The following is a 23,720-nucleotide window of genomic DNA, read 5'->3' as shown; positions in this document are numbered from 1 at the left end:
TTCATGGCGGATTCTGCACCGGTCGAGTTGGCTATGTTTCCGCTCGAGTCGGCGCTGCTGCCCAACCAGGATCTCCCGCTGCGCATCTTCGAGCCCCGTTATAGCGTGCTGGTGCGCCACTGTGTCGACACCGGCGATCCGTTCGGGACCGTTCTCATCTCCCGTGGCAGCGAGGTTGGTGGCGGTGAATCGCGTTGTAACGTAGGTACTTTGGCGCGGATCGACGAATGCGTCGATCAGGGTGCCGGCCATTACGTGCTGCGCTGCCGGACGGGCGAGCGGCTCCGGGTGCGCGATTGGCTGCCCGACGATCCCTATCCGCGGGCGACCGTGCAGATCTGGCCGGACGAGCCGGGAGATCCGGTGACCGAAGACCAGTTGCTGGAGATCGAGGACCGGGTGCTAGCGCTATTCGAACGGATCGTGGCCGCCCGCGGCGCCGACATGCCCGACCGTGATGAGTTGCTGGGCCCCCGCGAAGGCGATCCCGGACAACGGCTCTATGCGTTAGCGTCTCACGTCCCGATCGGCACGGCCGATCGCTACTCGGTGCTGGCGGCGCCGTCGGCCGCGGCTCGGTTCGCCGCGCTGAGCGAGGCCGTCGATTCCGTCGCCGCCATCGTGGAGTTCCAGCTGTCCGAGTAGCGTGCCGCGTCGGCGATGCATTTCAGCATGCGGCGCACCACGATTCGATGTCCGCCGCTGCCGATGACCAGCGCACGGTAAACCCTGCCGCGAAGCCCTGGAAAGGCCGCAAAAGTCAGCGCACGCACCTGGATACCGTCGCGCTCGGACTCCAACTCGAACACCAGTCGGTAGCTGGCGAACAGATGCCGGCCCTTCAGCGAAAGCCGTTGCGGGGGTTTCGCTTCCTCGAGTCGGAAGCCGAGCGGAACCTTGGGAGCTAAAGTCGGGTCGCTGGGATCGCGACAAATTTTACGCAGCACGGCCGACCAGGCTTCCTCTGCAGATGCGCGGACCGAGATAGCATGCTCGTCGATATAGGATAATCGTTCCATATAGAAGGACCATACTAGATCGTGGCGCCTCCGCGTAAGCATGAGACCGATGTGATCCTGGACGCAACGCGTGCCCTGGTGCTTTCGCACGGACCGCGCGCGGCCAGCGTTGCGGCGATAGCCAAGGCCAGTGGCGCACCCGCCGGCACGCTGTATCACCGGTTCGGCAATCGAGATGGTGTGGTAAGCGCTGCCTGGCTTCGTGCACTGCAGCGATTCCAATCGCGCGCACTTGCCGCAACAGGCGATTCCGCCGTAGATACCGCCACCGCGATGGCAGTGGCGGCTATCACCTTCGCGCGTGAGGTCCCCGATGACGCCCGGCTGCTGTTGGCCGTCCGCCCGAGCGATCTAGTCGACGGCCAACCCGACGCGGAGTTCCGCAAGACCCTCGCCGCCATGAACGCCCCGCTCATCGAGCGGGTGCGCGAGCTGGCCGCACAGCTGTACGACACTGGCGATCCCCGTGCCGTCGACGCCGTAAGCAGGGCCGTTGTCGACCTGCCGTATGCCGTGGTGCGGCGCCATGCCTACGACGATCCCCTGCCCGACTGGCTGGAGTCCGATGTCGCGGCGGCGGCCCTGGCACTGTTGCAGAGCCACTAAAAGGCTTGCGCGAAGGCGCGTAACGCATCCACCTGCAGCGGATCCAGCGAGGGACGCACCCTTTCGCGGGCGGCCGCCAGATCGCCCGCGGTGACGTCGGCGGCGTCGATGGAACGGCGCATCGCCGTCAGCGCGGCCTCGCGGAGCAGCGCCACACAGTCGGCGGCGCTGTAGCCGTCGAGTCCGGCCGCCACGTCATCGAGGTCGACATCGTCACTCAACGGAATGGATTTGCCTGCGGTGCGCAGGATTTCGCGTCGGGCCTCGGCGTCGGGCGGCTCGACGAACACCAGCCGTTCCAACCGGCCGGGGCGCAGCAGTGCCGGGTCGATGAGATCGGGCCGGTTGGTCGCGCCCAGCACGACAACATCGCGCAGCGGGTCGATGCCGTCGAGCTCTGTCAGCAGCGCGGCCACCACCCGGTCAGTCACGCCCGAGTCGAAGCTCTGGCCGCGCCGTGGCGCCAGCGCATCCACCTCGTCGAGAAACAGCAACGATGGCGCGGAATCTCGGGCACGTCGGAATAACTCACGGACCGCCTTCTCCGAGGAGCCCACCCACTTGTCCAGCAGCTCAGAGCCTTTGACCGCGTGCACGCTCAGCTGCCCGGTGCTGGCCAGCGCGCGGACCACGAAGGTCTTCCCGCAGCCCGGTGGGCCGTACAGCAACACCCCGCGCGGCGGGTCGACGCCCAACCGAGAGAACGTGTCCGGGTGCTGCAGCGGCCACAGCACGGCTTCGGTGAGCGCCTGTTTGGCGTCGGCCATGTCGCCGACGTCGTCGAGCGTGACGTTTCCTACGGATATCTCTTCGCCGGCCGACCGCGACAACGGCCGGATAACCGTTAGCGCGCCGATCAAATCGTCTTGACTCAGCTTCGGTGGTTGGCCATCGGCGCTGGCCCGCGAGGCGGCCCGCAGCGCCGCTTCCCGCAGCAGCGCAGCCAGGTCGGCAACGACGAAACCCGGTGTGCGACTGGCAATCTCATCGAGATCGAGATCGCCGGTGGGCACCGGCTTGAGTAGCGCCTCCAGCAGCGCCTTGCGAGTGGCGGCGTCGGGCAGCGGCAAGCCCAACTCGCGGTCGCACAGGTCGGGTGCGCGCAGCCGGGCATCCAGCTGGTCCGGTCGTGCGGAGGTGGCGATCAATGCCACGCCGTCGGTGGCCACCGCGGTGCGCAGCTCACCCAGGATCAGCGCGGCCACCGGCTCCGGGGTGGCCGGCAGCAACGCGTCGACGTCGGTGATCAGCAGCACTCCGCCGCGGTCGCGGCCTGACCCGCGCACCGCCTCAACGGCAGCGGCCACGGCTTTGAGCCGGTCGTCGGCGACCAGCGCGCCAACCTCGGGGCCGTCCAGCTGCACCAGCCTGCGACCGGCGCACACCGCGCGCACCAGCGTCACTTTGCCCACGCCGGCCGGACCCGACACCAGCACGCCCAGGTTGCTGTCTGCGCCCAGGCTTTTCAGCAGGTGCGGCTCGTCGAGGGCGAGCTTGAGCCATTCGGTGAGCTTGGCGGCCTGCGGCTGGGCGCCCTTGAGTTCCTCGACCTGGATCTCCGGACTTGCGACGCTGACGGGTGTCGGGGCGCTGGACGCGACACCGGTGCCCCATGTCACCAGCGAGTTCGGTTGCACACTGACCGGCCCCTCGGGATCGACCCCGGTAACGGTCAACAGCTCCGATGTCCAGCTGATCCCAACCGCCGAGGCCAACGCGCGGCTGGCCGATGAGGTGGATGTGCCTGGCCCCAGATCGCGGGGCAGCAGCGACACCGCGTCGCCGACAGTCATCACCTTGCCGAGCAAGGCCTGCCGCAGGGTGACCGGTGACAGCGACTGGGTGGCCAACTTCGAGCCGCTCAGCGTCACCGATCGCGCGCCGTACACCGTGACCGCGCTGACTATCACCGCGGTGTCCCCCCGCAGGCCCGCGTTGGCCAGCGTCCCGTCGCCCAGCAACCCGGTGCCCCCCGGGATGCCCTGGCCTGCCAATCCCGCCACCGCCGCAGTCGTCCGGGAGCCGGTCAGCGATACCGCGTCCCACTCCCGGATGCCAAGGGCGGCAATGGCGCTGGGGTGCAGTCGGATGACGCCCCGACGTGAGTCGACGGCCGAGGTGTTCAGCCGCGCGGTGAGAGTGAGCTGTTGGGACAAGTCACAGCCGCCCGCCCGGCTTGCGCAATCCCAGCCGCGCCATCGACCGGCGCTGCGGCTGTGCCCGGCGGATCGCGCGTCGTGCGGCTCGTCGTTGCTTGGGTTTGTCTTCCCACACCTCGGGGTGTTTGGCCAGCCAGCGCTCGCTACGCACCGCGAACGGAATGTGGCACACGTAGGTGATGATGATCGCCCAGATCAAGAGGTAGGGGGCCAGTACCGCGGCCGCGGCGGCGATAGCCAGCACGGCCAGCAACACGACCGCCAGGTTCGGCGGCACCGAAACGGTGTGGATCTTCTTCATCGGGATGGTGCTGACCATCAGCAGCGAGGTCCCCGCGATCCAGAAGGCCAGGAATCCCACCGAGGTCCACCAGCCTTCGCCGAACTGCAGTTTGAGGCCGATAAGACCGATCATCGAGACCGCTCCCGCCGGTGCGGGCATTCCGACGAAGAACTCCTTCGCGTAGGCGGGCTGGGTCAAGTCGTCCTGTTGGGCGTTGTAGCGCGCCAGCCGCAATATGACGCACACCGCGTAGAGCAGCACCACCATCCAGCCGACCGGCCACTTCGACAACATCGTTACGTAGAGCACCAGCGCGGGTGTCACCCCAAAGTTCACCGCGTCGGCCAGCGAGTCGATTTCGGCGCCCATCTGGGACTGGGCGTCCAGGATGCGAGCCACCCGCCCGTCGAGCCCGTCGAGGATGGCGGCCGCGGCGATCAACGCCATCGCGGGTATCGGCTGGTGTTCGAGGGCAAACTTGATCGAGGTCAGTCCCGCGCAGATGGACAGCACGGTCATCGCACTGGGAAGGATCTGCAGGTTGACGGTTCGCCTGCCCCGCGGCTTGGTGTTCATGGCAGGTCAGCCAGCACAGTCTCGCCGCCGATCGCGCGCTGCCCGACCTTGACGATCGGTTCGACGCCCGGCGGCAGGTAGGTGTCCAGGCGGGAGCCGAACCGGATCATGCCGTAGGTGTCGCCGATCGACAGCTTGTCGCCCACGTGTGCGTCGCAAACGATGCGCCGCGCCACCAGCCCGGCGATCTGCACGGCGACGACCTCAGCGCCGCTGGGCGTGCGGATTCGCAGGCTGCTGCGCTCGTTGTCGGTACTCGCCGCGGCCAGATCGGCCGACCCGAAGCGGCCGGGCCGGTGCTGCACGGCGATCACCTCGCCGCTCACCGGTGCCCGCTGCACGTGGACGTCGAATACCGACAGGAAGATGCTCACCCGGGGCAGGGGAGCCTCACCCATGCTGAGTTCGGCGGGCGGGGCCGCGGAGTCGATCACGCAGATCACACCATCGGCCGGCGCGACTATGGCACCGGGACGGGTGGGTGGCACTCGCGTGGGGTGACGGAAAAATCCCGCGCACGCACCCGCCGCCAGCAGACCGGAGCGGCGCACCCACCGGTGGCGGTATCCCGCCGCGGCAACAGCCAGGCCGACGGAGATGAATGGCCGCCCGGCCGGGTGAATCGGCGGAATGGTTGACCGCACCAACTCGAGCAGATGTGCGGGGCCCTCCCTGAGGGGATGGGCGCGGGGGCGTCGTGCCACGCGGTCATCTTACGGAAGGAGCCGTGTCCGGCGGGGCCAAGTCGATCCGGGGATGGTGTAATCGGCAGGCATGCTGACGTCGAACCAGTCGCAGGGGTCGGAATCCGACTATGACTGAATGGATTTCGACACGACAGCTACGCAATGCGAAGGTCGGTGTCACTGCGGCCTTTGTCGCCCACGCGGTGATGTTCTCGTCCTGGGCTGCCCACATTCCCGCGGTGCAGGCCAAGCTGGATCTGTCCAACGCCGAGTTGGGATCGTCGTTGTTTGGAGCACCGCTGGGTTCGGTGGTGGCCATGGTCCTCAGCCACTGTGCGCTGCCCCGGTGGGGTAGCCATCGGTTGGTACCGATAGCGGTCGCGGGCTACTCCCTGGCGGGAATGACGATCGGGCTAGCGATCTCCGGACCGTGGCTGTTCGCCGCGTTGGCACTGTGGGGAATGTTCCAGGGCGGGTTGGACGTGGCGATGAACACCCAGGCCGCGGCGGTCGAGCGGCTCATCGGAACCGCCATCATGGCGCGGTTTCACGGCATCTGGAGCGCGGGCGCGTTCCTGGGCGCTCTGATCGGCGGGGCTGCCGTCAGCGCCGACGTCGGCCTGACCGCGCAATTGGCCGTCATGGGGGTAGTCGTCCTGGTCGTGGTGGGGGCGCTGAACCGACGTCTGATTCCCGACCATCACACCGAGCTCACTCGCGAGGATGCGCCGAAGCGCGCCTGGATGACGACCGCGGTGGCCATTCTTGGGGCGGTGTCGTTCGCCTCGTTGCTGTGCGAGGGCGCCGCGGCCGACTGGTCGGCCACATACCTACATAACGTCGTCGGCCACGGCCAGGGTGCAGCCGCGCTGGGCTATGCGGCATACACGCTGACGATGGTGATCACCCGATTCGGCGGGGTACGGCTCCAGTCATGCATCCCCAGCCGCCGGTTGCTCCCGGTGTTGGCGCTGCTGGCCGCCGTGGGAATGGGGGTGGCGCTGGTGAGCGCCAATCCGGTGCTGAGTGTGGTGGGATTCGCCATGCTTGGCGCCGGCGTGGCGCTGCTGGTGCCAACCGCTTTCAGCGCCGCCTACTCAGCGACTGCTACCGGAGGATCGGCGATCGCTATCGTGGCCGCAACCGGCTGGCTCGGCTATGTGATGGGGCCACCGCTCATCGGACACCTTGCCGCGTTGGTCGGGTTACAGGCGGCGCTGATCACCCTCCCGGTGATGATGTCGGTCGCCGGGATTGCGGTCTATTGCACCAGCGCGTTCGACGCAGTCGACCGATTTCACCGGGAGCCGGCCGTACCCACTGACTAGGTCAGATCCCAGACCTGCACCCGGGTTCCCGCGGACACCTGCTCGACATCCTCAGGGATGTCCAGCAGGCCGTTGGCCGAGGCCAACCAGCGCAGATGGTGTGACGCGGGTGGGCCGTAGCTGGTGACTTCGCCCGCGGCGACATCGAGCACCGCACGTCGGAACTGTCGCTTGCCGCGCGGCGACGTCACCGTGTCCGTGAGCACGGCGGTCCGCTGCGGTCGATGCGGATCCGGCAGGCCCATGGCCGTGCGCAGCGCGGGACGGAGGAACACCTCGAAGGACACCAGCGCGCTGACCGGATTGCCGGGCAGCGTGACGATCGGTGTATTTGCCACGCGTCCGACACCCTGGGGCATCCCCGGCTGCATCGCCACCTTGACGAATTGGACGCCCTCGTCCCCTTGCATGCCTTGGCGGCCGAAGGCATCTTTGACCACCTCGTAGGCACCGGCGCTAACACCACCCGTGGTGATGATCAGATCGGCCTCCGCGGCGTAGCGGTGCAGGGCGGCGGTGAACTGGTCGACGTCGTCGCCGGCGGTCGGGGTGGCGACAACGTCGGCGCCGGCTTCGCGGACCGCGCCGGCCAGCATGACCGCGTTGGACTCATAGATTTGTCCAGGCTGCAGCGGGACGCCCGGCGACACCAGCTCCGAACCGGTGGAGATCACCAGCACGCGCTGCCGTGGGATCACCGTCAGTTCGGCCAGTCCCAGCGCCGCGACCAGGCCGAGCGCCGCCGGTGTCACAACCTGGCCCTTGCGCAGCACGGTGGTGCCGGCGGCGACGTCTTCGCCGGCGCGCCGGATGTGTTTGCCAGGTAGGGCTTGCTGCCGGATCTGCACCGATTCCACGCCACCATCGGTGGCCTCGACCGGCACAATCGTCGTCGCCCCTGCCGGCACGGGGGCTCCGGTCATAATCCGGTGCGCCGTTGCCGGTTGCAGGGTCACCGGGTCGGTGCGGCCCGCTGGAATGTCTTCGGCGACCGGCAACACCACCGGATGTTCCGGCGTTGCGCCCGAGGTGTCTTCGGCGCGCACCGCGTATCCGTCCATCGCGGAGTTGTCGAACACCGGCAGCGACAGCGGTGCGATCACGTCGCCGGCCAGCGCCAGGCCTTGGGCGTCGGTGAGCGGAACCGGAACCGCGGCGCGGGCCCGGATCATCGCGGCTACGACACGCTGATGCTCGTCAACTGATCGCATCATCAAACTCCGAAGCTGACGCCGGTGAGTTCTTCGGACACCGTCCACAGCCGGCGCTGCAGGTCCTCGTCATGGGACTGGGCGCTGGACGTAACGAGCTTGGGGTGGCCCCGTTGTTCGGCGAAACCGTCTGGACCGTAGTACTGCCCGCCCATGACGGACGGATCGGTGGCGGCCCGCAGCGTTGGCAGCGCGCCCATCTCGGGGCTTTGGAAGAGCAACGGTCCCAGCATGTTGACGGCCGGCTGGAAAATTTTCGGCAGGTTCCGGGCCAGCTCGGTGTTGGAGCCACCCGGGTGGGCGGCGACGGCGATGGTGGCCGCCTTGGGATCCTGTTCTGCCTGAGCGGCCAACCGGCGCTGCAACTCATAGGTGAACAGCAGGTTGGCCAGCTTGGCTTGCCCGTAGGCGGCGACCCGGTCATAACGACGTTCCCACTGCAGATCGTCGAAGTGGATAGTGGCACGAATCCGATGGCCGAGACTGCTGACGGTCACCACGCGCGAACCGCGCACCGGCAGCAGGTGGTCGAGCAGCAGCCCGGTCAGTGCGAAATGACCGAGGTGGTTGGTGCCGAACTGCATCTCGAAGCCGTCTTTGGTGACCTGCTTGGGCGTCCACATCACCCCTGCGTTGTTGATCAGCAAGTCGATGCGCGGGTAGGCGTTGCGCAGTGCGTTAGCGGCCGCGCGCACCGAGTCCAGTGAGCTCAGATCCAGTTCCTGCAGGGTGACGTCGGCTTGTGGTTTGGCGGCGACGATACGTGCCAGGGCGGCGTTGCCCTTCTCTAGGTTGCGTATGGCCAGCACGACGTGCGCACCGTGAAAGGCCAGCGCGGCGGCGGTCTCGTAGCCGATGCCGGTGTTGGCGCCGGTGACGATGACGACACGGCCGCTTTGGTCCGGTATGTCGGACTCCGACCATTTGCGGGTGTTCTTGTCGTTCGATCCCATGGGGCAAAAGATACTCAACCCGTTGAGGACCGGCTGTTACCTGCAACTTCGACGAGTAACGTCGAGAACGTGATTACCGGGCTGGCCCACAGCGGTGTGTGCGTATCCGATTGTGAGGCCGCGGTGGCGTTCTATCGCGACGTCTTGGGCCTGCAAGTGCTCTCGCCGCCGTATGTCATGGCCGGTAACGCCATTCGCAACGACATGGGCGAGCTGGTGTCCGACCCCGCGATGAAGGCCGCCGTCGTGGGATTTGGGGACGACGGCGACCGCGTCATCGAAGTGATCGAGTACCTCAACGTCGACGGCGCCGACCAGCGGGCCGCCCTGACGGATCACGGGCTGTCGCACGTCGGGCTGATCTGTGAGGACATCGAGGCGACCCGGGCAGAGCTCGACAGCAAGGGGGTGCGCTTCCTAGTCAGCGGGATCGCGGAGGTAGCGCGAGTTCGCACGACATGGTTCGTCGATCCGTGGGGCGTGGTGTTCATCCTCGTGGAGAAAAGCCGCCCGCAGCGACCCTATTTCGCGCAATGGGGCTGAATGTCGGAGTGATCGGAGCCGGCGCCGGAGGCATCGCGATGGGTATCCAGCTCGCCGGCGGTGGCCACGACTTCACAATCTTCGACCGCGCCGACGGTTTCGGCGGAACTTGGCGGCACAACACCTTCCCGGGTGCGGCCTGCGATGTCCCCTCGCATCTGTACTCGTACTCGTTTGCGCCCAACCCGCGCTGGAGCAAGACGTACGCCAACCAGCCCGAGATCCTCGCCTACCTGGAGAAGGTTGCCGCCGACCACGGGTTGGGCGCTCACTTGCGGCCGAATACCGCCATCACCACGGTGCGGTGGTCCGACGCGCTAAAGCGCTGGACGCTGTGCACCGACGCTGGCCGGCAGCACGATTTCGACGTCGTGGTGAGTGCGGTCGGGATGCTTGACGTGCCCAACGTCCCGGACATCCCAGGTGTGCAACGGTTTCGGGGCCGGCAATTCCATTCGGCCCGGTGGGATCACAGCAGGTCGACGGCGGGGGAGCGGGTGGCGTCCATCGGTACGGGCGCCAGCGCGGTGCAGTACGTTCCCGCGATCGCGCCGCAGACCGCGCATCTCACGGTGTTTCAGCGGACGCCGATCTGGATCGCTCCTCGATTCGACTTCCCGTTTGCCGCCGAGCAGCACCAGCTGTTCGAGCGTGATCCGGCTGCCGCACAGAAACTGCGCGACGAGGCCTTCGACGCCTACGAGTCATCCAGCTTCGACACCGACGCCGCGCAGACGCGCGATGCGACCGAACTCGCGCGCGGCTACCTGCTACGCAAGGTCGCCGACCCCGAACTGCGTGCCAAGCTGACGCCGGACTATCCGGTCGGCTGCAAGCGACCGCTGATGTCGCGCGACTGGTACCCCACCTTCGCGTTGCCGCACGTCCGTCTGGAAACCGCGACGATCGCCGAGCTGACCGAGCACGGCGTGCGCACCGTCGACGGCGTCGAACACCGCGTCGACACCGTGATCTATGGCACCGGGTTCAAGGCCGCCGACTACCTGGCCAGCATCGACGTGTACGGAATCGGGGGGCGTCACCTTCGCGACGACTGGCGCGACGGCGCCGAGGCCTATCTGGGCACGCTGGTCACCGGATATCCGAACTTCTTCATGCTGTACGGCCCGAACACGAATGGCGTCAACTCGATCATCTATATCCACGAAGCGCAGACGACCTTCATCCGCTACCTTCTGGACCAGATGGTGAGCCACGCAGCGCGCACCATCGAGGTGACACCCGACGCGCAGCGGCGCTACAACGACGAGATCCAGGACTCCATGCAAGGCAAGGTCTGGCTGTCGAACTGCAACAGCTACTACCGGCATCCCAGCGGCAAAGTCGTTACCCAGCTGCCCTACAGCGGCCGGACCTTCTTCGAGCGCACCCGCGCGATGATTCCCGGCGACTACTGGATGAAGTAGTTGTCGTGGTTCGTGGCACCTTGTCCTGAGTGTGAACGTCGCGACGAGACACGCCGATGAAGCGTCGCGTGATTCACAGTCGGCGGCGACAGTTAGGGGCCCCCCTCGTGCTTGCACTCGGCATAGGCGAGTGCTAAGAATGACGTTGGCACTCGCGACTGGTGAGTGCTAGGTCGGGACGGTGAGACCGGGCTTGGGCGTGGTTCCACGACATCCTTGGTCGTCCGTCGCGGGCACTGCGCCCGGCCAGCGTAAGTAACGGGGTTGCCGCCACCCGGTGACCCCCGTTTCATTCCCGATCCGGAGGAATCACTTCGCAATGGCCAAGACAATTGCGTACGACGAAGAGGCCCGTCGCGGCCTCGAGCGGGGCCTGAACAGCCTCGCCGACGCGGTAAAGGTGACGTTGGGTCCCAAGGGCCGCAACGTCGTCCTGGAGAAGAAGTGGGGTGCCCCCACGATCACCAACGATGGTGTGTCCATCGCCAAGGAGATCGAGCTGGAGGACCCGTACGAGAAGATCGGCGCCGAGCTGGTCAAGGAAGTTGCCAAGAAGACCGACGATGTTGCCGGTGACGGCACGACGACGGCCACGGTGCTGGCCCAGGCGCTAGTCAAGGAGGGCCTGCGCAACGTCGCGGCCGGCGCCAACCCGCTGGGCCTCAAGCGTGGTATCGAGAAGGCCGTCGAGAAGATCACCGAGACGCTGCTGAAGTCGGCCAAGGAAGTCGAGACCAAGGAGCAGATCGCTGCCACCGCCGCGATCTCGGCCGGCGACCAGTCGATCGGTGACCTGATCGCCGAGGCGATGGACAAGGTTGGCAACGAGGGCGTCATCACCGTCGAGGAGTCCAACACCTTCGGCCTGCAGCTCGAGCTCACCGAGGGCATGCGGTTCGACAAGGGCTACATCTCGGGCTACTTCGTGACCGACGCCGAGCGTCAGGAAGCGGTCCTGGAGGACCCCTACATCCTGCTGGTCAGCTCGAAGGTCTCGACCGTCAAGGACCTGTTGCCGCTGCTGGAGAAGGTCATCCAGGCCGGCAAGCCGCTGCTGATCATTGCCGAGGACGTCGAGGGCGAGGCACTGTCCACCCTGGTCGTCAACAAGATCCGTGGCACCTTCAAGTCGGTGGCCGTCAAGGCGCCCGGCTTCGGTGACCGGCGCAAGGCGATGCTGCAGGACATGGCCATCCTCACCGGTGGTCAGGTCATCAGCGAAGAGGTCGGCCTGACGCTGGAGAACGCCGACCTGTCGCTGCTGGGCAAGGCCCGCAAGGTGGTCATCACCAAGGACGAGACCACCATCGTCGAGGGCGCCGGTGACTCCGACGCCATCGCCGGGCGGGTTGCCCAGATCCGCGCCGAGATCGAGAACAGCGACTCCGACTACGACCGCGAGAAGCTGCAGGAGCGCCTGGCCAAGCTGGCCGGCGGTGTTGCGGTGATCAAGGCCGGCGCCGCCACCGAGGTGGAGCTCAAGGAGCGCAAGCACCGCATCGAGGACGCGGTCCGCAATGCCAAGGCGGCCGTCGAGGAGGGCATCGTCGCCGGTGGCGGCGTGACCCTGCTGCAGGCCGCCCCGGCCCTGGAGGAGCTGAAGCTCTCCGGTGACGAGGCGACCGGTGCCAACATCGTCCGCGTGGCGCTGGAGGCTCCGCTGAAGCAGATCGCCTTCAACTCCGGGCTGGAGCCGGGCGTGGTGGCCGAGAAGGTGCGCAACCTGCCGGCGGGCCAGGGCCTCAACGCTGCCACCGGTGAGTACGAGGACCTGCTGAAGGCCGGCGTTGCCGACCCGGTGAAGGTGACCCGTTCGGCGCTGCAGAACGCGGCGTCCATCGCGGGGCTGTTCCTGACGACGGAGGCAGTCGTTGCCGACAAGCCGGAGAAGGCGGCCGCTCCCGCGGGCGACCCGACCGGCGGCATGGGCGGTATGGACTTCTAGTCCGAATTCGAGAAAAAGCCCGGTCCCCTTGGGGGCCGGGCTTTTTCGTTATGCCGGTACTGAGAACACCACGCAGTCGTGCAGGCAGCCCTTGGCCGCCGAGGGCGAGTCGGCGTCGCGGTGCAGTAGCGCGCGGGTGGGCACGACCCTCAGCCGCGCCGCCTCGGCGTCGGAATCGGTGACCAGGGCGCTGCCGTCGACGATCAGCGAGTAGCCGCCGGGCTCAGGCGGGGGCCATAGCAGGGTGACGTGGCTGCGCTGGGCCAGGTTTTTGCGGGTGCGCCCTCCGATGAGCCCGATATCGAGGAGCGCTTCGCGCAGTACCGGTTCGACCGTCACGGTGTGTACGCGATACCCGTCATCGACGGTGATCAGGTAGGCAAACGGGAAGTCGGGTAGAGCGGCCGCGAGTCGTTCGAGATCTACCTTTTTCGCACCCTTTTCGCTCATGGCTTCGAGGATAGGCCGCTGCTACTCGGGTGGGGTTGGCTCTGGCTCCTTGATAAGCCGTAGTGGCCCGCCGGTTTCGCGCTCGTCCGGGTAGAAGTTTGACCGGGGGATGGCTGGGCTTGCGGGGTTCCCCTCACGCATGGCCGTGCTCCGTAAACCCGGGTCGTTGCTGGCCGAATTGTAGAAGCCTGTGTAGCCGGTGCCGGCGCCAGTGCCGCGTAGGCCAGGGTTGGCCGCGGACCCGCTGGCGGCACCGGTGTTCGAGTTGGCCGATTCGAGGCCGCTGGCAGGAGCCGCGGCAGGGGCAGCGGCCGCGTTGGTCATGCCAGAGTTCAAAGCGCTGGCAACTCCCGGGTGGAGGCTGCCCGTATTCGCCAAGGCCGAGTTGAGCAGGCCCGAGCTCAGGGCAGCCGTGCCCAAGCCGCCCGTGGCGTAGCGCGCGGAGTTCGCTAAGCCGGCGTCCGCGCTGACACCGGCGTCCGCCATTCCCGAGTGCCAGGAGCCTGTGCCCATGCTGAGGCCCGCGTTGATCGACGAGTTCCCGAGGCCGTCGTTGAGGGAGCCCGAATTCCCGATGCCCGTGTTGTAGCTGCCGGAATTGAAAATGCCGGTGTTTCCGGTACCGGAGTTCCCGAAGCCGACGTTGCCGCTACCGGAGTTGAAGCCACCGAAGCCGACTTGGTGATTGCCGGTGAGTCCGAATCCGAAGGCCCAGCTGCCGGTATTGCCGAAGCCGACATTCCCGCTGCCCAGGTTTCCCCCGCCCAGGTTGTAATTGCCGGTGTTGCCAATACCCAGGTTGCGATTGCCGGTGTTTCCGCTACCCCAGTTGAAGTTGCCGACATTGTTATTGCCGATATTGCCGATGCCAGTGTTGTTGAAGCCCAGGTTGAAGCCGTTTTTGCTGATGTCGATGCCGAGGTTGCGCAGCACCTGTTGCCAGGGCGCGAGTTGTGACGCGGCCGCGGACGCATCGAAGTGGTAAGCGGCCATCGCCGCCACGTCCAGCGCCCACATCTGCTCGTACGCGGCCTCGATGTCCATGATCGCCGGGGTGTTGAACCCCAACCAGTTCGTGGCCGCCAACACCTGCATCAGGCCACGATTGGCCGCAACTACCGCGGGCTGAACCGTGGCCGCCAGCGCCGCTTCGAATGCGGACGCGATGGCGCCCGCCTGTGCGGCCGCCTGCTCTGCCTGTACCGCGGCAGCGCTGAGCCACGCCATGTACTGCGTCGCGACGGCCATCATCGCAGCCGATGACGGACCCAGCCAGGCGCCACTGGTCAGGTCCGCCGTCACAGACGCAAACGACTCCACTGATGACAGCAAATCCGCGGCGAGTCCGTTCCAGGCCGCGGACGCGGCAAGCAACGGTCCCGCCCCGGGACCGGCGAACATCAGTGCCGAATTAATCTCTGGCGGCAACCACGCGAAATGCGGGTTTGTCACCTACTCAAACTACCCGGCACCGTCAGTTGGTGTGGCCATATCGGGATAATGGTGACTATCCGCAAGGGTCTTACAGCAACCGTTGTCAGACGGTCTGAGGCGCTGATTGTCGTCCCCGGACCAGCTTGCCAGGGCGGGCATCGGTGGGAACACCGTTTTCGGCGATAACTTGGCCGGAGACCACGGTCGCGACGTATCCATCCGCTGTCTGGTCGAGGCGGCGCCCGCCGGCGGGCAGGTCGTAGCTGATCACCGGCCTGTGTAGGCGCAGTGCGGCGTGGTCGATGACGTTGAGATCGGCCTTGTAGCCGACAGCGATGCGTCCCCGGTCGCCCAGGCCGGCGACGCGCGCAGGTACCGAGGTGAGTTCGCGGACGGCTTCGGCCACTGTGAACCGTCCAGACCTCCGATCGCGTGCCCAGTGCGCCAAAAAGTACGTGGAATAGCTGGCGTCGCAGATCATTCCGTAGTGCGCGCCGCCGTCGCCGAGGCCGAGAACCACGTCGTCGCGGTGTAGCAGCTGACCCACGGTGTCCAGCGAGTTGTTCTCCAAGTTGCTCGTCGCGACCAGCAGCATGGCGTGCCCGTCGTCGTCGAGCAGCCGGTCGTAAGCCTCCTCCATCGGTGCCACCCCACGAGCCCGGGCACGGGCCCCGACGCTGTCCGACGGGTCGGGCTCGTAATTGGGGTTGTCACCAAGCGGGAAGATCCAATCCCAGGCCTGGGCCACGTACAGAATCGGATGACCCACGCCGGGCTTGTCGGCAAGGATGCGGGCACGAACCTCGGGCTTGCGCATCTCGGCGACGCGCTCGGCCAAGGGGAGATGCGCAATCTCGCGATAGCTCGGGTAGAGCACGAATGGGTTGGCGGACAGTTGCAGCCCGATGATCAGCCCGATCGGACGTGGCAGCAGCTGCGCCGTAAATTGTGCGCCACCCGAGCCCGCATTTTTATTCGCCTTCTCGACCATGGTGATGGCGTCCGGCCAGGTGGGGTCGCCGGCGTTGGCGACCACCAGGGTGAAGGTGACCGGCAGCCCGACATCCTCGGCAACGTCGAAAACGGTCTGCAGCACGGGCTGGTAGCCGCCAGCGGGAATGTCGGGCACGAATTGCAACAGGCCGCCGCCACCGTCGACGACGCCTCTGGCGATCTCCTCGATCTCCTCGCGGGCCGCGTCGTAGCTGGGAATCGGTGAACCGCTCTCGGTCTTGTGGATCGTCAGCCTCGAAGACGCGAAACCCAGTGCCCCGATTTCGATCGCCTCCTTGGCCAGCGATCGCATTTTCGCCAGGTCTTCAGGGGTGGCGGGCTCACGGTCGGCGCCGCGCCGACCCATTACGTAGACCCGCAACGGGGAGTGCGGCAGATAGGCGGCCACATCGATATCCCGTTTGCCCGCGTCCAGCGCATCCATGAATTCGGGGAACGTCTCCCAGGTCCACGGCAGTCCGTCGGTCATCACGACGCCGGGAATGTCCTCCACGCCGGCCATTACGTCGACGAGCACGTCGTGGTCTTCCTGGCGGCACGGCGCGAAGCCGACGCCGCAGTTGCCCATCACCACCGTGGTCACCCCGTGCGCCGACGACGGAGTCAGCCGGTCCGACCAGATGGCCTGGCCGTCGTAGTGCGTGTGCAGGTCGATAAAGCCGGGCGTGACCAGCAGCCCGGTCGCGTCGATCTCTCGCTTGGCGGTCTCGCCGTTGCTGGCGCCCACCGCTGTGATGACCCCGTCTCGTACCGCGACGTCGCCGATGTACGGCTCGCCTCCCAACCCGTCGACGATGATGCCATTGCGGACGAGAAGGTCGTAGCTCATCCAACTAATCTACGACCGTGATCGATCACCTAGGAATCAACTGCGGCGACTACCCGAAATCGCAGGAGTTCTACGACACCGTGTTGGGCGTGCTGGGCTATACCCGCCAAATGGATTTCGGCGTCGCGATTGGATACGGCCGTGACGGCAAGCCGGATTTCTGGATCGCCGACGGCTCAGGCATGGGCCCGAATCGAGAAAGCCACATCGCGTTCCAAGCGGCCGACGAAACTGCGGTGCGCGCGTTCTACGACGCCGCTATGGGCGTGGGTGCGGAGTCGTTGCACGCGCCGCGGCTCTGGCCGGAGTATCACCCGGGCTATTTCGGCGCTTTCGTGCGCGACCCCGATGGCAACAACGTCGAAGCGGTCTGGCACGGGGCACTCCCGTAATGTCGCTGGTATGGCCAGCACCGACGCGGCCGCTCGGGAGCTGCTGCGCGACGCGTTCACGCGGCTGATCGAACACGTCGACGAACTCGCCGAGGGCCTGACCGACGAAATCGCGAATTACCGGCCGTCCGAGAGTGCCAACAGCATCGCGTGGCTGATCTGGCACAGCGCCCGGGTGCAAGACATTCAGCTGGCCGATGTGGCCGGCGTCGAGCAGGTGTGGACACGCGACGGCTGGGTCGACCGGTTCGGCCTGGACTTGCCGCGCAACGACACCGGCTATGGGCACAACGCCGAGGATGTGGCCAAGGTCCGTGCCCCTGCCGACCTGCTGTCCGGCTATTACCACGCTGTGCACCAGCTCACCTTGGATTACGTCGCCAGTGTCACCGCCGACGAGCTGTCGCGCATCGTGGACACCAACTGGGATCCCCCGGTGACCGCCAGCGCACGTTTGGTCAGCATCATCGACGACTGCGCGCAGCACCTCGGCCAGGCCGCCTATCTGCGGGGTATTCAGTAAGTTCTAGGCGTGCGATTCGTGGCGACCATGCTGTTCTGGCTCTTCGCCACGGTTAGCCTGGCCGCGGCGATCCCGGCGGCATGGGTACAGACGAACATCGTCGACGAAGGCGGCTACGCCGCACTGGCGCAGAAGGCAGCCGGCGATCCGGCGCTGCAGTCGGCCATGGCGGCCGAACTCACCACCCGAGCTATGGCGCTCATCAACGATCGCGGCGGACGGCGCTACCCCGTCGACAGCTCGGTGGTGCACGACGCCGCTACCGCCTTCACCGCGAGCCCTTCGTTTCCGCCACTGTTCGCGCAGGTGAACCGGGCGGCGCACCGGTGGTTGTTCAACGATCCGGTCGCCGGCGGTGACCAGTGGGTGATCGATGTGGCCCCAATGCTCAAAGACCCTGCAATTCAACAGGTTTTGAGCACATACAACGTGAAGGCGCCGGAAACGTTGAAGGTCGCGTTGACGGTTTCGGCGGCGCAGCCGGTGCGTCCGGGACAGCTGCACCGGATCGCCGTTTGGGGTCCCTGGGTGACTATCGCCGTGATCGCACTCAGCGGTGCCTGCGCACTGCTTGCGTTGGTCGCCGCGCGCCGCCGTGGCAAGGCGCTGACCGGCCTCGGCGTCTCGGCGCTGTTGGTCGGTGCGACGGGTTGGGCCGCAATTGAGGTCGGCCGTCGCTATGTCAACGACGCGCTCAATCGGACCACTGGCGACATCCGCCGGATAGCCGATGTGATGGTCAGCAACGCCGAGGACAGCTTGCACCTATGGCTGAATCTGACGCTGCTGGCCGGCGTCGCGCTGGTCGCGTTCGGAGTGCTCGTCGCGGTGCTGGGAAGCCTGGTTAAGCGGACTTAACGCAGGGGCAGCTCGGACAGTATCGGACTGGTCGGCTGCGGCGATCCGGAGCCGGGTTCGACGGTGAACGCCAGGGCGGTCGAGCTTCCGAGGTCGGGAAGCATGGCTTTCGTCGAGGGCGTGACCGCGGCGGTGCCCATCGTCCCCGCCGATGTCGGACCGTTGGCGCCGATCAACCACATCTGATAGACGGTGCCCGGCGACGGCGGCGGCACGTTGTTCATCACCAGCACACCCGCATTGCGGTCGCGGGAGAACATCACCGTGGCCGTGCCCGTGCCGAGCGGGCGGGAGACCGTCTGCACATCCGGTGCCGCGAGAACTTGCTCGGCCATCGTGGGCGTTGGGGTCGGCCGCGTCAGCACCCCGACACCAAAGGCTGCCAGCCCCACCGCGATGGCCGCCGCAGATGCGAAAATAGTTGTACGCCAACGTGGCTGGCGCTTAAAGTCAGGTTTTGCCGGTTCGGTTGCGGCCAAGATCGCGGCCCGCAGGTGGGCCGGAGGTTCGGCGGCGGTCGCGGCCGAGGCCACAGCCATCGTCTCGCGGACGGCGCGAACTTCGTCGTTGAACGCCGCTGCGACCGGCGGGGACGCCGCTGCCACCCGCCGGCTTATCTCGGCTCGCTCGTCGTCAGACATCGCATGCAGGGCATACGGGGTTGCCAGCTCAAGCAGTTCGAAGTCCGTAGGCTGTGCCATCAGCGCCACTCCTCCTCATCGCTTCGCTCTGCATCGTCGCCGGCGCGGTCATGTCACGTCCAAGCAGTTGCGCAGGCCGCGCAGCGCGTCGCGCATGCGTGACTTGATCGTCGACAAATTGGTGACCAACCGCTGCGACACTTCAACATAGGTGAGGCCGCCATAGTAGGCCAGTTCGATGCATTGCCGCTGCGCATCGGTCAAGCCGTCCAGACACTCGGCCACCCGGCGCCGCTCGTCACCGGCGATCGCCGACTCGGCGACGACATCCGTCGCCGTATCGACATTGGCCGCACCGTAGCGCGATTCCCGCTGACTGCCCGCTTGCTCACTGCGGACCCGGTCGACGGCGCGCCGGTGCGCGATGGTCAACAGCCAGGCCAGTGCGGACCCCTTGACGGAGTCGAACTCTGATGCGTTGCGCCACACCTCGAGATAAATCTCCTGGGTGGTTTCTTCGCTGTAGCCGGGATCACGCAACACCCTGGTCACCAGCCCGTACACCCGGCTTTTGGTGTGGTCGTAGAACGCGGCGAACGCGGCGTTGTCGCCACGCGCGACCCGGCGCAGCAAGGCGTCCAGGTCGCTGCTCAGGCGCGGCGGACCGGTCATCGATCGGTAGCCTAACGCCCGCCGGCATCAAAACCGAGAAGTCGGTCCTCATCGATGTGCCGATCTGGGTGGGCGGGGCACGAAATATGCTGTCCGCTTTTGGTATTCGGCGAAGCCGGGACGGCCCTTCATGTAGCTCTCGGTCAGCCGGGCCCCGCTGACGTCTACCAGGAAGTACGTCATCAGCAGCGGCGAGACCACCGTGATCAACGGAACCCAGCCGTTGATGGTGATCAGCCATAGCCCCCACCAGACACAGGCGTCGCCGAAATAGTTGGGGTGGCGCGTCCAGGCCCAGAGCCCGCGGTCCATGACGACCCCGCGATTGGCCGGGTCGGATTTGAATACCCGTAACTGCCGATCACCCACCGCCTCGAAGATGACACCTGCCAGCCACACCGCTAAGCCCACGCCCGTCACAGCCAGCAACGGCCTCGGCGTCGGCCCAGTTACCGCCGATAGTTGCAGCGGGAAGGAGATGAACAGCGTCAAGAAGCCCTGCAGGAGGAAGACCTTGCGCACCACCTGACCCAGCCCCGCTCCACGCAGCAGGTCTGCATAGCGGGGATCCTCAGCCTTGCCGGCCGTCTTGCGGTACATGTGCCAGCTGAGCCGCACAGCCCAGATCGACACCAGCGTCAGCAGCAGCCACCGGCGAGTCGGATCGCCATGGCCGAGGACGGCGGCGACGGCGGCCACGGCGACGAAACCAATGCCCCATGCGACGTCCACGACGTTGTAGCGGCCGAGCCGGCGGCCCATCACGAACGCGACCGAATGCACGACGGCCAGCGCCAAGGCCGATGTGGCCGATATCACCAAGATTCCGGTCTCGTTCAAGGGACACTCCTGCGCTCAAGTATCCACTGATAGACGTCTAGATACCCGGACCGGAATCCGGCCTCCGAGTACGCCAGATATAGCTCCCACATCCGTCCGAACACCTCGTCGAAGCCCAAGTGCGCCAATCTATCTCGCCGCTGCAGGAATCGTTCCCGCCAAAGCCGCAGGGTCTCCGCGTAGTGCGGTTGCAGCGAGGTCGTGTCAACCGTGCGTAATCGCGTGTGACGCTCGGTAATCCCCGCGATGGCCTCGGTGGACGGCAGCAGCCCGCCGGGGAAAATGTACTTCTGGATCCAGGTATGCGTATTGCGGGTGGCCAACATCCGGTCGTGCGGCATCGTGATCGCCTGGATCGCTACCCGACCGGCCGGCCGCACCAGCTGTTCGAGCGCGGCGAAATACCTTGGCCACGAACGAAACCCCACCGCCTCGATCATCTCGACCGAGATGACACAGTCATAACGTCCCTCGACATCGCGGTAATCGCAAAGGTCGATCTCAACCAGATCGGACAGACCTGCCGCGGCCACCCGATGCTGCGCCAACCGCTGCTGCTCGCCCGACAAGGTTAGCGAGCGCACCCGCGCCCCGCGGGCAGCCGCACGGATGCACAGCTCGCCCCATCCGGTGCCGATCTCAAGAACCCGGCTGCCCCGTTGGACCCCGGCCATATCCAGCAGCCGGTCGATCTTGCGGCGTTGGGCTGTCGCCAAATCCGACCACGAGGCCGGCAGGCCGGTGAACAGCGCCGACGAGTACGTCATGGTCTCGTCGAGAAACTCGCCAAACAGCTCATTCGAGAGGTCATAATGCTCAGCGATGTTGCGGCGGGCCTGATCTCGGCTGGGGTCTCGCCAGGTCGGCGCAAAGCCCGGCGCAAGCGGTCGCAGCCAGTGCAGCGAGCGGGGCACCAGGTCGGTCACCGACTTGGCGAGTACCGTGAGCGCCCCGGTGAGATCCGTCGATGACCATTCACCGGCCATGTATGACTCACCGAACCCGATCAGGCCGTGACGTCCAATACGTCGGGCGAGTGCGTCCGGCTGATGGATCGACAGGGTAGGCAGGCTTGAGCCCGCGGCGCCCACCACCGCCCCGTCGGGGTAGGCCAGTCGCAATGGCGGCCGGCCCGCCGCGCGCCGCAGCAGCCGGTCGACAACGGCGGCCGATCCCGCGGCGACGGGGCCGGACGGGACCGTCGCCACCGCCGGCCACCGCCGGTAATCGATTGCCGCCGAGGGGGTTTGGATGCTCATCGCGGCACCACAGGAACTCGACGTAACCACAGTTTGATCCCCTGTATCCGGATGCGCGTGGCCACCATCAACGGTGCCAGCGGTGACGTAATCTGGATCAACACAACGTGTTTCAATGTCGCCGACTGTCGCTTCCCGCGTAGCGTCGCGGTGAATGCCAGCCGGCGGTCGCGGTGCAGTGAGACCATGATGTCCACATCGCGGTCGGGTCGTGGTGCCAGCACCAGGTAGTGACCGTCCACCGGATTGAACGGCGAGACATAGAACTTCTTGCTGACCAACACCGGCGCATCGGCCGGTGGCAATAGGTAGGCGTGGCGCCCTCCATAGGTGTTGTGCACCTCTGCTATCACGTGGCGCAGGCTGCCGTCACGGTCATGGCACCAATAGACGCTTATCGGATTGAAGACGTATCCGAAGATGCGTGCCTGCAGTAGCGCGGTGATGTGTCCGTCCGGCACGGCCACGCCATGATCGGCGAAGAACGCTTCCAGCCGATCTCTCAGCGAGCCCCGCGGCGGGCCGGAGGGAGGGTTGGCGAAGTGGTCGTCGGCGTGGAATCGCGCGAACGGCCGCAGCCACCAGGGCAGCCGGGGCAGGTCGTCGACGTCGACATACCAGCTATAGCTCCGGTATTCGAACGCGTGCTGCACCGGGACCTGCCGTGAGTGGGTGATGGTGGTGCGGTAAATCGCCGGAGTCAGCATGCGGCCACCGCCTCCCGCGCCGCGGTCGCCGGCCAGTCGGCGCCGAGCCGCCGGGCTGCGCGGAGTCCGGAGGCCGCGCCGTCTTCGTGGAATCCCCAGCCGTGGTAGGCGCCCGCGAAAGCTACCCGATCATCGTTGAGTGTCGGCAATAAGCGTTGAGCTGCAACCGATTCCGGTGTGTACAGCGGATGGCTGTAGGTCATCTCGGCGAGCACCGACTCCGGGTCAACGCGGTCATGGACCCCGAGGGTCACCAGAAACCGGCGGTTGCCGCCGATCCGCATCAGCCGACTGATGTCGTAACTGACCACCACCTGGTCGTTCCCGGGTGTCACCAGGTAGTTCCAGGAAGCCTTCGCCCGGCGGTGTCGGGGCAGCACCGATTCGTCGGTGTGCAGTCGGGCGACGTTGGTCGAGTACGGAATCGCTCCCAGGACTGCGCGCTCCCACGGGGTCGGCTGGTCGAGCAGCAGCAGCGCCTGATCGGGGTGAACGGCCACGACGGCGGCATCGAAGAGCCGCGGCGCGTTGTTGCCGGCTTGCACCAGCACCCCGTCGGGAACTCGCCGCAGCGAGCGCACTGGTGTCCGGGTCAATACCTCGCCGAGCCGGGATGCGATGGCCCGCACATAGCTGGCCGAGCCTCCAGTAACCGTGCGCCACGTGGGTGAGCCGAAGACCGTCAGCATGCCGTGATGCTCAAGGAAGACGAACAGGTACCGGGCCGGATAACGCAACGCGTCCGCGGCAGCGCACGACCAGACCGCCGCCACCAAGGGCGTGATGAAGTAATCGACGAAGTACGACGAGAAGCGGTGCAGGTTCAGGAAGTCTTCGAGTGTCACCAGCTCGTCCTCTGCGTTGGCGGCCGTGTCATGCAGCATCGCCGAGGCCGCACGGTGAAACCGGAGAATCTCGATGAGCATCAGCAGGTAGCGGGGCCGCAGCGATTGTCGGCAGGCGAACAGCCCCCGCGCTCCCAGGGCGCCGGCATACTCCAATCCGATGTCGTCGGCTCGCACCGACATCGACATATCGGACTCTTGGGTGGCCACACCGAGTTCGGTGAACAATCGGCACAGCGTGGGGTAGGTCCGGTCGTTGTGCACCAAAAACGCCGAGTCCACGGCGATAACGCCGCCGTCACCGCTCGCCACATAGTGGGTGTGGGCGTGACCGCCGAGTCGGTCGTCCGTCTCGTAGAGGGTGACTCGGTCCCGTCCCGACAGCAGGTAGGCGGCGGTAAGTCCAGAGACGCCGCTGCCGATGACCGCTACCGAGCGCCCCGAAGGAGCAGAAAGGTGTGAATGTTGCACACCAGCTATTCGGAGTCGCCGTCGCCTCGGTTGGCCGAACGGGCGGGTG

24 protein-coding genes are annotated in these 23,720 nt (G+C 66.4%); 9 read left to right on the top strand and 15 right to left on the bottom strand.

Annotated features, from left to right (window positions below; translation table 11 throughout):
* Positions 1 to 3: 3 nt before the first annotated feature.
* Complete coding sequence (locus MSIMFI_RS02925) at positions 4 to 645, top strand: LON peptidase substrate-binding domain-containing protein (RefSeq protein ID WP_191496060.1); 642 nt, start codon at positions 4 to 6, stop codon at positions 643 to 645.
* On the opposite strand, the gene MSIMFI_RS02920 is transcribed toward MSIMFI_RS02925, so the two are convergent.
* On the bottom strand, positions 543 to 1,019 hold the full coding sequence (locus tag MSIMFI_RS02920) for a DUF2867 domain-containing protein (RefSeq protein ID WP_224770045.1): 477 nt from the start codon (positions 1,017 to 1,019) through the stop codon (positions 543 to 545). The genes MSIMFI_RS02925 and MSIMFI_RS02920 overlap by 103 nt on opposite strands.
* A 21-nt stretch (positions 1,020 to 1,040) precedes the next feature.
* Here MSIMFI_RS02920 and MSIMFI_RS02915 point away from each other — a divergent pair, with 21 nt between their 5' ends.
* Positions 1,041 to 1,625, top strand: coding sequence for a TetR/AcrR family transcriptional regulator (locus MSIMFI_RS02915; RefSeq protein WP_191496059.1), 585 nt, complete (start codon positions 1,041 to 1,043; stop codon positions 1,623 to 1,625).
* Here the strand turns inward: MSIMFI_RS02915 and MSIMFI_RS02910 are convergent.
* The 3 genes from MSIMFI_RS02910 to MSIMFI_RS02900 are packed head-to-tail and all read right to left on the bottom strand — an operon-like array spanning position 1,622 to position 5,347.
* Positions 1,622 to 3,781, bottom strand: coding sequence for an AAA family ATPase (locus MSIMFI_RS02910; RefSeq protein ID WP_191496058.1), 2,160 nt, complete (start codon positions 3,779 to 3,781; stop codon positions 1,622 to 1,624). The genes MSIMFI_RS02915 and MSIMFI_RS02910 overlap by 4 nt on opposite strands.
* 1 nt (position 3,782) lies before the next feature.
* Positions 3,783 to 4,643, bottom strand: a complete 861-nt coding sequence (gene pssA, locus MSIMFI_RS02905) for a CDP-diacylglycerol--serine O-phosphatidyltransferase (protein WP_191496057.1) — start codon at positions 4,641 to 4,643, stop codon at positions 3,783 to 3,785.
* The gene (locus MSIMFI_RS02900; protein ID WP_191496056.1) at positions 4,640 to 5,347 is read right to left on the bottom strand and encodes a phosphatidylserine decarboxylase; all 708 of its coding nucleotides are present in this window, start codon (positions 5,345 to 5,347) and stop codon (positions 4,640 to 4,642) included. The genes pssA and MSIMFI_RS02900 overlap by 4 nt, the downstream gene beginning before the upstream one ends.
* Positions 5,348 to 5,457: 110 nt before the next feature.
* Here MSIMFI_RS02900 and MSIMFI_RS02895 point away from each other — a divergent pair, with 110 nt between their 5' ends.
* The gene (locus MSIMFI_RS02895) at positions 5,458 to 6,657 is read left to right on the top strand and encodes an MFS transporter (RefSeq protein WP_191496055.1); all 1,200 of its coding nucleotides are present in this window, start codon (positions 5,458 to 5,460) and stop codon (positions 6,655 to 6,657) included.
* Here MSIMFI_RS02895 and moeA read toward each other — a convergent pair.
* Both moeA and MSIMFI_RS02885 read right to left on the bottom strand, forming a co-directional pair.
* Positions 6,654 to 7,868, bottom strand: a complete 1,215-nt coding sequence (gene moeA / locus MSIMFI_RS02890) for a molybdopterin molybdotransferase MoeA (RefSeq protein ID WP_191496054.1) — start codon at positions 7,866 to 7,868, stop codon at positions 6,654 to 6,656. The two genes, MSIMFI_RS02895 and moeA, sit on opposite strands and share 4 nt — an antisense overlap.
* A 2-nt stretch (positions 7,869 to 7,870) precedes the next feature.
* A complete protein-coding gene (locus tag MSIMFI_RS02885) occupies positions 7,871 to 8,821 on the bottom strand; it encodes an SDR family NAD(P)-dependent oxidoreductase (protein ID WP_191496053.1) in 951 nt (316 codons plus the stop codon).
* Positions 8,822 to 8,890: 69 nt separating this feature from the next.
* Here MSIMFI_RS02885 and MSIMFI_RS02880 point away from each other — a divergent pair, with 69 nt between their 5' ends.
* From MSIMFI_RS02880 to groL, 3 genes are all read left to right on the top strand, one after another.
* Entirely contained in the window at positions 8,891 to 9,364 is a 474-nt protein-coding gene (locus MSIMFI_RS02880; RefSeq protein WP_191496052.1) for a VOC family protein, read from the top strand.
* Positions 9,355 to 10,791 carry a flavin-containing monooxygenase gene (locus MSIMFI_RS02875; RefSeq protein ID WP_191496051.1) on the top strand — a complete coding sequence of 479 codons (1,437 nt, stop codon included), beginning with the start codon at positions 9,355 to 9,357 and terminating at the stop codon, positions 10,789 to 10,791. Before MSIMFI_RS02880 ends, MSIMFI_RS02875 begins: the two co-directional genes overlap by 10 nt.
* A gap of 319 nt (positions 10,792 to 11,110) precedes the next feature.
* The gene (groL, locus tag MSIMFI_RS02870) at positions 11,111 to 12,736 is read left to right on the top strand and encodes a chaperonin GroEL (protein WP_186241463.1); all 1,626 of its coding nucleotides are present in this window, start codon (positions 11,111 to 11,113) and stop codon (positions 12,734 to 12,736) included.
* A 48-nt stretch (positions 12,737 to 12,784) separates the two neighbouring features.
* Here groL and MSIMFI_RS02865 read toward each other — a convergent pair whose 3' ends face one another.
* From MSIMFI_RS02865 to MSIMFI_RS02855, 3 genes are all read right to left on the bottom strand, one after another.
* Complete coding sequence (locus tag MSIMFI_RS02865) at positions 12,785 to 13,186, bottom strand: pyridoxamine 5'-phosphate oxidase family protein (protein WP_186241464.1); 402 nt, start codon at positions 13,184 to 13,186, stop codon at positions 12,785 to 12,787.
* A gap of 21 nt (positions 13,187 to 13,207) precedes the next feature.
* The gene (locus MSIMFI_RS02860; protein ID WP_191496050.1) at positions 13,208 to 14,638 is read right to left on the bottom strand and encodes a PPE family protein; all 1,431 of its coding nucleotides are present in this window, start codon (positions 14,636 to 14,638) and stop codon (positions 13,208 to 13,210) included.
* Between the two features lie 85 nt (positions 14,639 to 14,723).
* Positions 14,724 to 16,463, bottom strand: a complete 1,740-nt coding sequence (locus MSIMFI_RS02855) for an N-acyl-D-amino-acid deacylase family protein (RefSeq protein ID WP_191496049.1) — start codon at positions 16,461 to 16,463, stop codon at positions 14,724 to 14,726.
* A 17-nt stretch (positions 16,464 to 16,480) separates the two neighbouring features.
* Here MSIMFI_RS02855 and MSIMFI_RS02850 point away from each other — a divergent pair, with 17 nt between their 5' ends.
* The 3 genes from MSIMFI_RS02850 to MSIMFI_RS02840 are packed head-to-tail and all read left to right on the top strand — an operon-like array spanning position 16,481 to position 18,236.
* Positions 16,481 to 16,855, top strand: coding sequence for a VOC family protein (locus MSIMFI_RS02850; RefSeq protein WP_191496048.1), 375 nt, complete (start codon positions 16,481 to 16,483; stop codon positions 16,853 to 16,855).
* Between the two features lie 10 nt (positions 16,856 to 16,865).
* Positions 16,866 to 17,378 (top strand): mycothiol transferase, encoded by a 513-nt coding sequence (locus tag MSIMFI_RS02845; protein ID WP_191496047.1) that lies wholly within the window; start codon positions 16,866 to 16,868, stop codon positions 17,376 to 17,378.
* Positions 17,379 to 17,387: 9 nt separating this feature from the next.
* Positions 17,388 to 18,236, top strand: a complete 849-nt coding sequence (locus MSIMFI_RS02840) for a hypothetical protein (RefSeq protein ID WP_191496046.1) — start codon at positions 17,388 to 17,390, stop codon at positions 18,234 to 18,236.
* Here the strand turns inward: MSIMFI_RS02840 and MSIMFI_RS02835 are convergent.
* The 6 genes from MSIMFI_RS02835 to MSIMFI_RS02810 all read right to left on the bottom strand — a co-directional run bounded on the left by MSIMFI_RS02835 (position 18,233) and on the right by MSIMFI_RS02810 (position 23,671).
* Positions 18,233 to 18,937 (bottom strand): anti-sigma factor, encoded by a 705-nt coding sequence (locus tag MSIMFI_RS02835; RefSeq protein WP_191496045.1) that lies wholly within the window; start codon positions 18,935 to 18,937, stop codon positions 18,233 to 18,235. The genes MSIMFI_RS02840 and MSIMFI_RS02835 overlap by 4 nt on opposite strands.
* A 48-nt stretch (positions 18,938 to 18,985) precedes the next feature.
* Complete coding sequence (locus MSIMFI_RS02830) at positions 18,986 to 19,549, bottom strand: sigma-70 family RNA polymerase sigma factor (protein ID WP_191496044.1); 564 nt, start codon at positions 19,547 to 19,549, stop codon at positions 18,986 to 18,988.
* Positions 19,550 to 19,597: 48 nt separating this feature from the next.
* Positions 19,598 to 20,311, bottom strand: a complete 714-nt coding sequence (locus MSIMFI_RS02825; protein WP_396820127.1) for a DUF1295 domain-containing protein — start codon at positions 20,309 to 20,311, stop codon at positions 19,598 to 19,600.
* A gap of 74 nt (positions 20,312 to 20,385) precedes the next feature.
* A complete protein-coding gene (locus MSIMFI_RS02820; protein WP_191496043.1) occupies positions 20,386 to 21,648 on the bottom strand; it encodes a class I SAM-dependent methyltransferase in 1,263 nt (420 codons plus the stop codon).
* Complete coding sequence (locus MSIMFI_RS02815) at positions 21,645 to 22,355, bottom strand: DUF1365 domain-containing protein (protein ID WP_191496042.1); 711 nt, start codon at positions 22,353 to 22,355, stop codon at positions 21,645 to 21,647. Before MSIMFI_RS02815 ends, MSIMFI_RS02820 begins: the two co-directional genes overlap by 4 nt.
* Positions 22,349 to 23,671, bottom strand: a complete 1,323-nt coding sequence (locus MSIMFI_RS02810) for an NAD(P)/FAD-dependent oxidoreductase (RefSeq protein WP_191496041.1) — start codon at positions 23,669 to 23,671, stop codon at positions 22,349 to 22,351. Before MSIMFI_RS02810 ends, MSIMFI_RS02815 begins: the two co-directional genes overlap by 7 nt.
* Positions 23,672 to 23,720: the final 49 nt, after the last annotated feature.

Origin of the sequence: Mycobacterium simulans (genome assembly GCF_900232995.1) — a bacterium.
GTDB lineage: Bacteria > Actinomycetota > Actinomycetes > Mycobacteriales > Mycobacteriaceae > Mycobacterium > Mycobacterium simulans.
The sequence above is the reverse complement of the archived record's forward strand: the minus strand, read 5'-3'. Positions and strand labels throughout refer to the sequence as shown.

Excerpts from the sequence above, each read along its gene's own strand:
- MSIMFI_RS02925 (WP_191496060.1), top strand. The coding sequence starts at position 4 with ATGGCGGATTCTGCACCGGTCGAGTTGGCTATGTTTCCGCTCGAGTCG.
- MSIMFI_RS02920 (WP_224770045.1), bottom strand. The coding sequence starts at position 1,019 with ATGGAACGATTATCCTATATCGACGAGCATGCTATCTCGGTCCGCGCA.
- pssA (WP_191496057.1), bottom strand. The coding sequence starts at position 4,643 with ATGAACACCAAGCCGCGGGGCAGGCGAACCGTCAACCTGCAGATCCTT.
- MSIMFI_RS02895 (WP_191496055.1), top strand. The coding sequence starts at position 5,458 with ATGACTGAATGGATTTCGACACGACAGCTACGCAATGCGAAGGTCGGT.
- moeA (WP_191496054.1), bottom strand. The coding sequence starts at position 7,868 with ATGCGATCAGTTGACGAGCATCAGCGTGTCGTAGCCGCGATGATCCGG.
- MSIMFI_RS02885 (WP_191496053.1), bottom strand. The coding sequence starts at position 8,821 with ATGGGATCGAACGACAAGAACACCCGCAAATGGTCGGAGTCCGACATA.
- MSIMFI_RS02875 (WP_191496051.1), top strand. The coding sequence starts at position 9,355 with ATGGGGCTGAATGTCGGAGTGATCGGAGCCGGCGCCGGAGGCATCGCG.
- groL (WP_186241463.1), top strand. The coding sequence starts at position 11,111 with ATGGCCAAGACAATTGCGTACGACGAAGAGGCCCGTCGCGGCCTCGAG.
- MSIMFI_RS02865 (WP_186241464.1), bottom strand. The coding sequence starts at position 13,186 with ATGAGCGAAAAGGGTGCGAAAAAGGTAGATCTCGAACGACTCGCGGCC.
- MSIMFI_RS02855 (WP_191496049.1), bottom strand. The coding sequence starts at position 16,463 with ATGAGCTACGACCTTCTCGTCCGCAATGGCATCATCGTCGACGGGTTG.
- MSIMFI_RS02845 (WP_191496047.1), top strand. The coding sequence starts at position 16,866 with ATGGCCAGCACCGACGCGGCCGCTCGGGAGCTGCTGCGCGACGCGTTC.
- MSIMFI_RS02835 (WP_191496045.1), bottom strand. The coding sequence starts at position 18,937 with ATGGCACAGCCTACGGACTTCGAACTGCTTGAGCTGGCAACCCCGTAT.
- MSIMFI_RS02830 (WP_191496044.1), bottom strand. The coding sequence starts at position 19,549 with ATGACCGGTCCGCCGCGCCTGAGCAGCGACCTGGACGCCTTGCTGCGC.
- MSIMFI_RS02825 (WP_396820127.1), bottom strand. The coding sequence starts at position 20,311 with ATGGGCCGCCGGCTCGGCCGCTACAACGTCGTGGACGTCGCATGGGGC.
- MSIMFI_RS02820 (WP_191496043.1), bottom strand. The coding sequence starts at position 21,648 with ATGAGCATCCAAACCCCCTCGGCGGCAATCGATTACCGGCGGTGGCCG.
- MSIMFI_RS02815 (WP_191496042.1), bottom strand. The coding sequence starts at position 22,355 with ATGCTGACTCCGGCGATTTACCGCACCACCATCACCCACTCACGGCAG.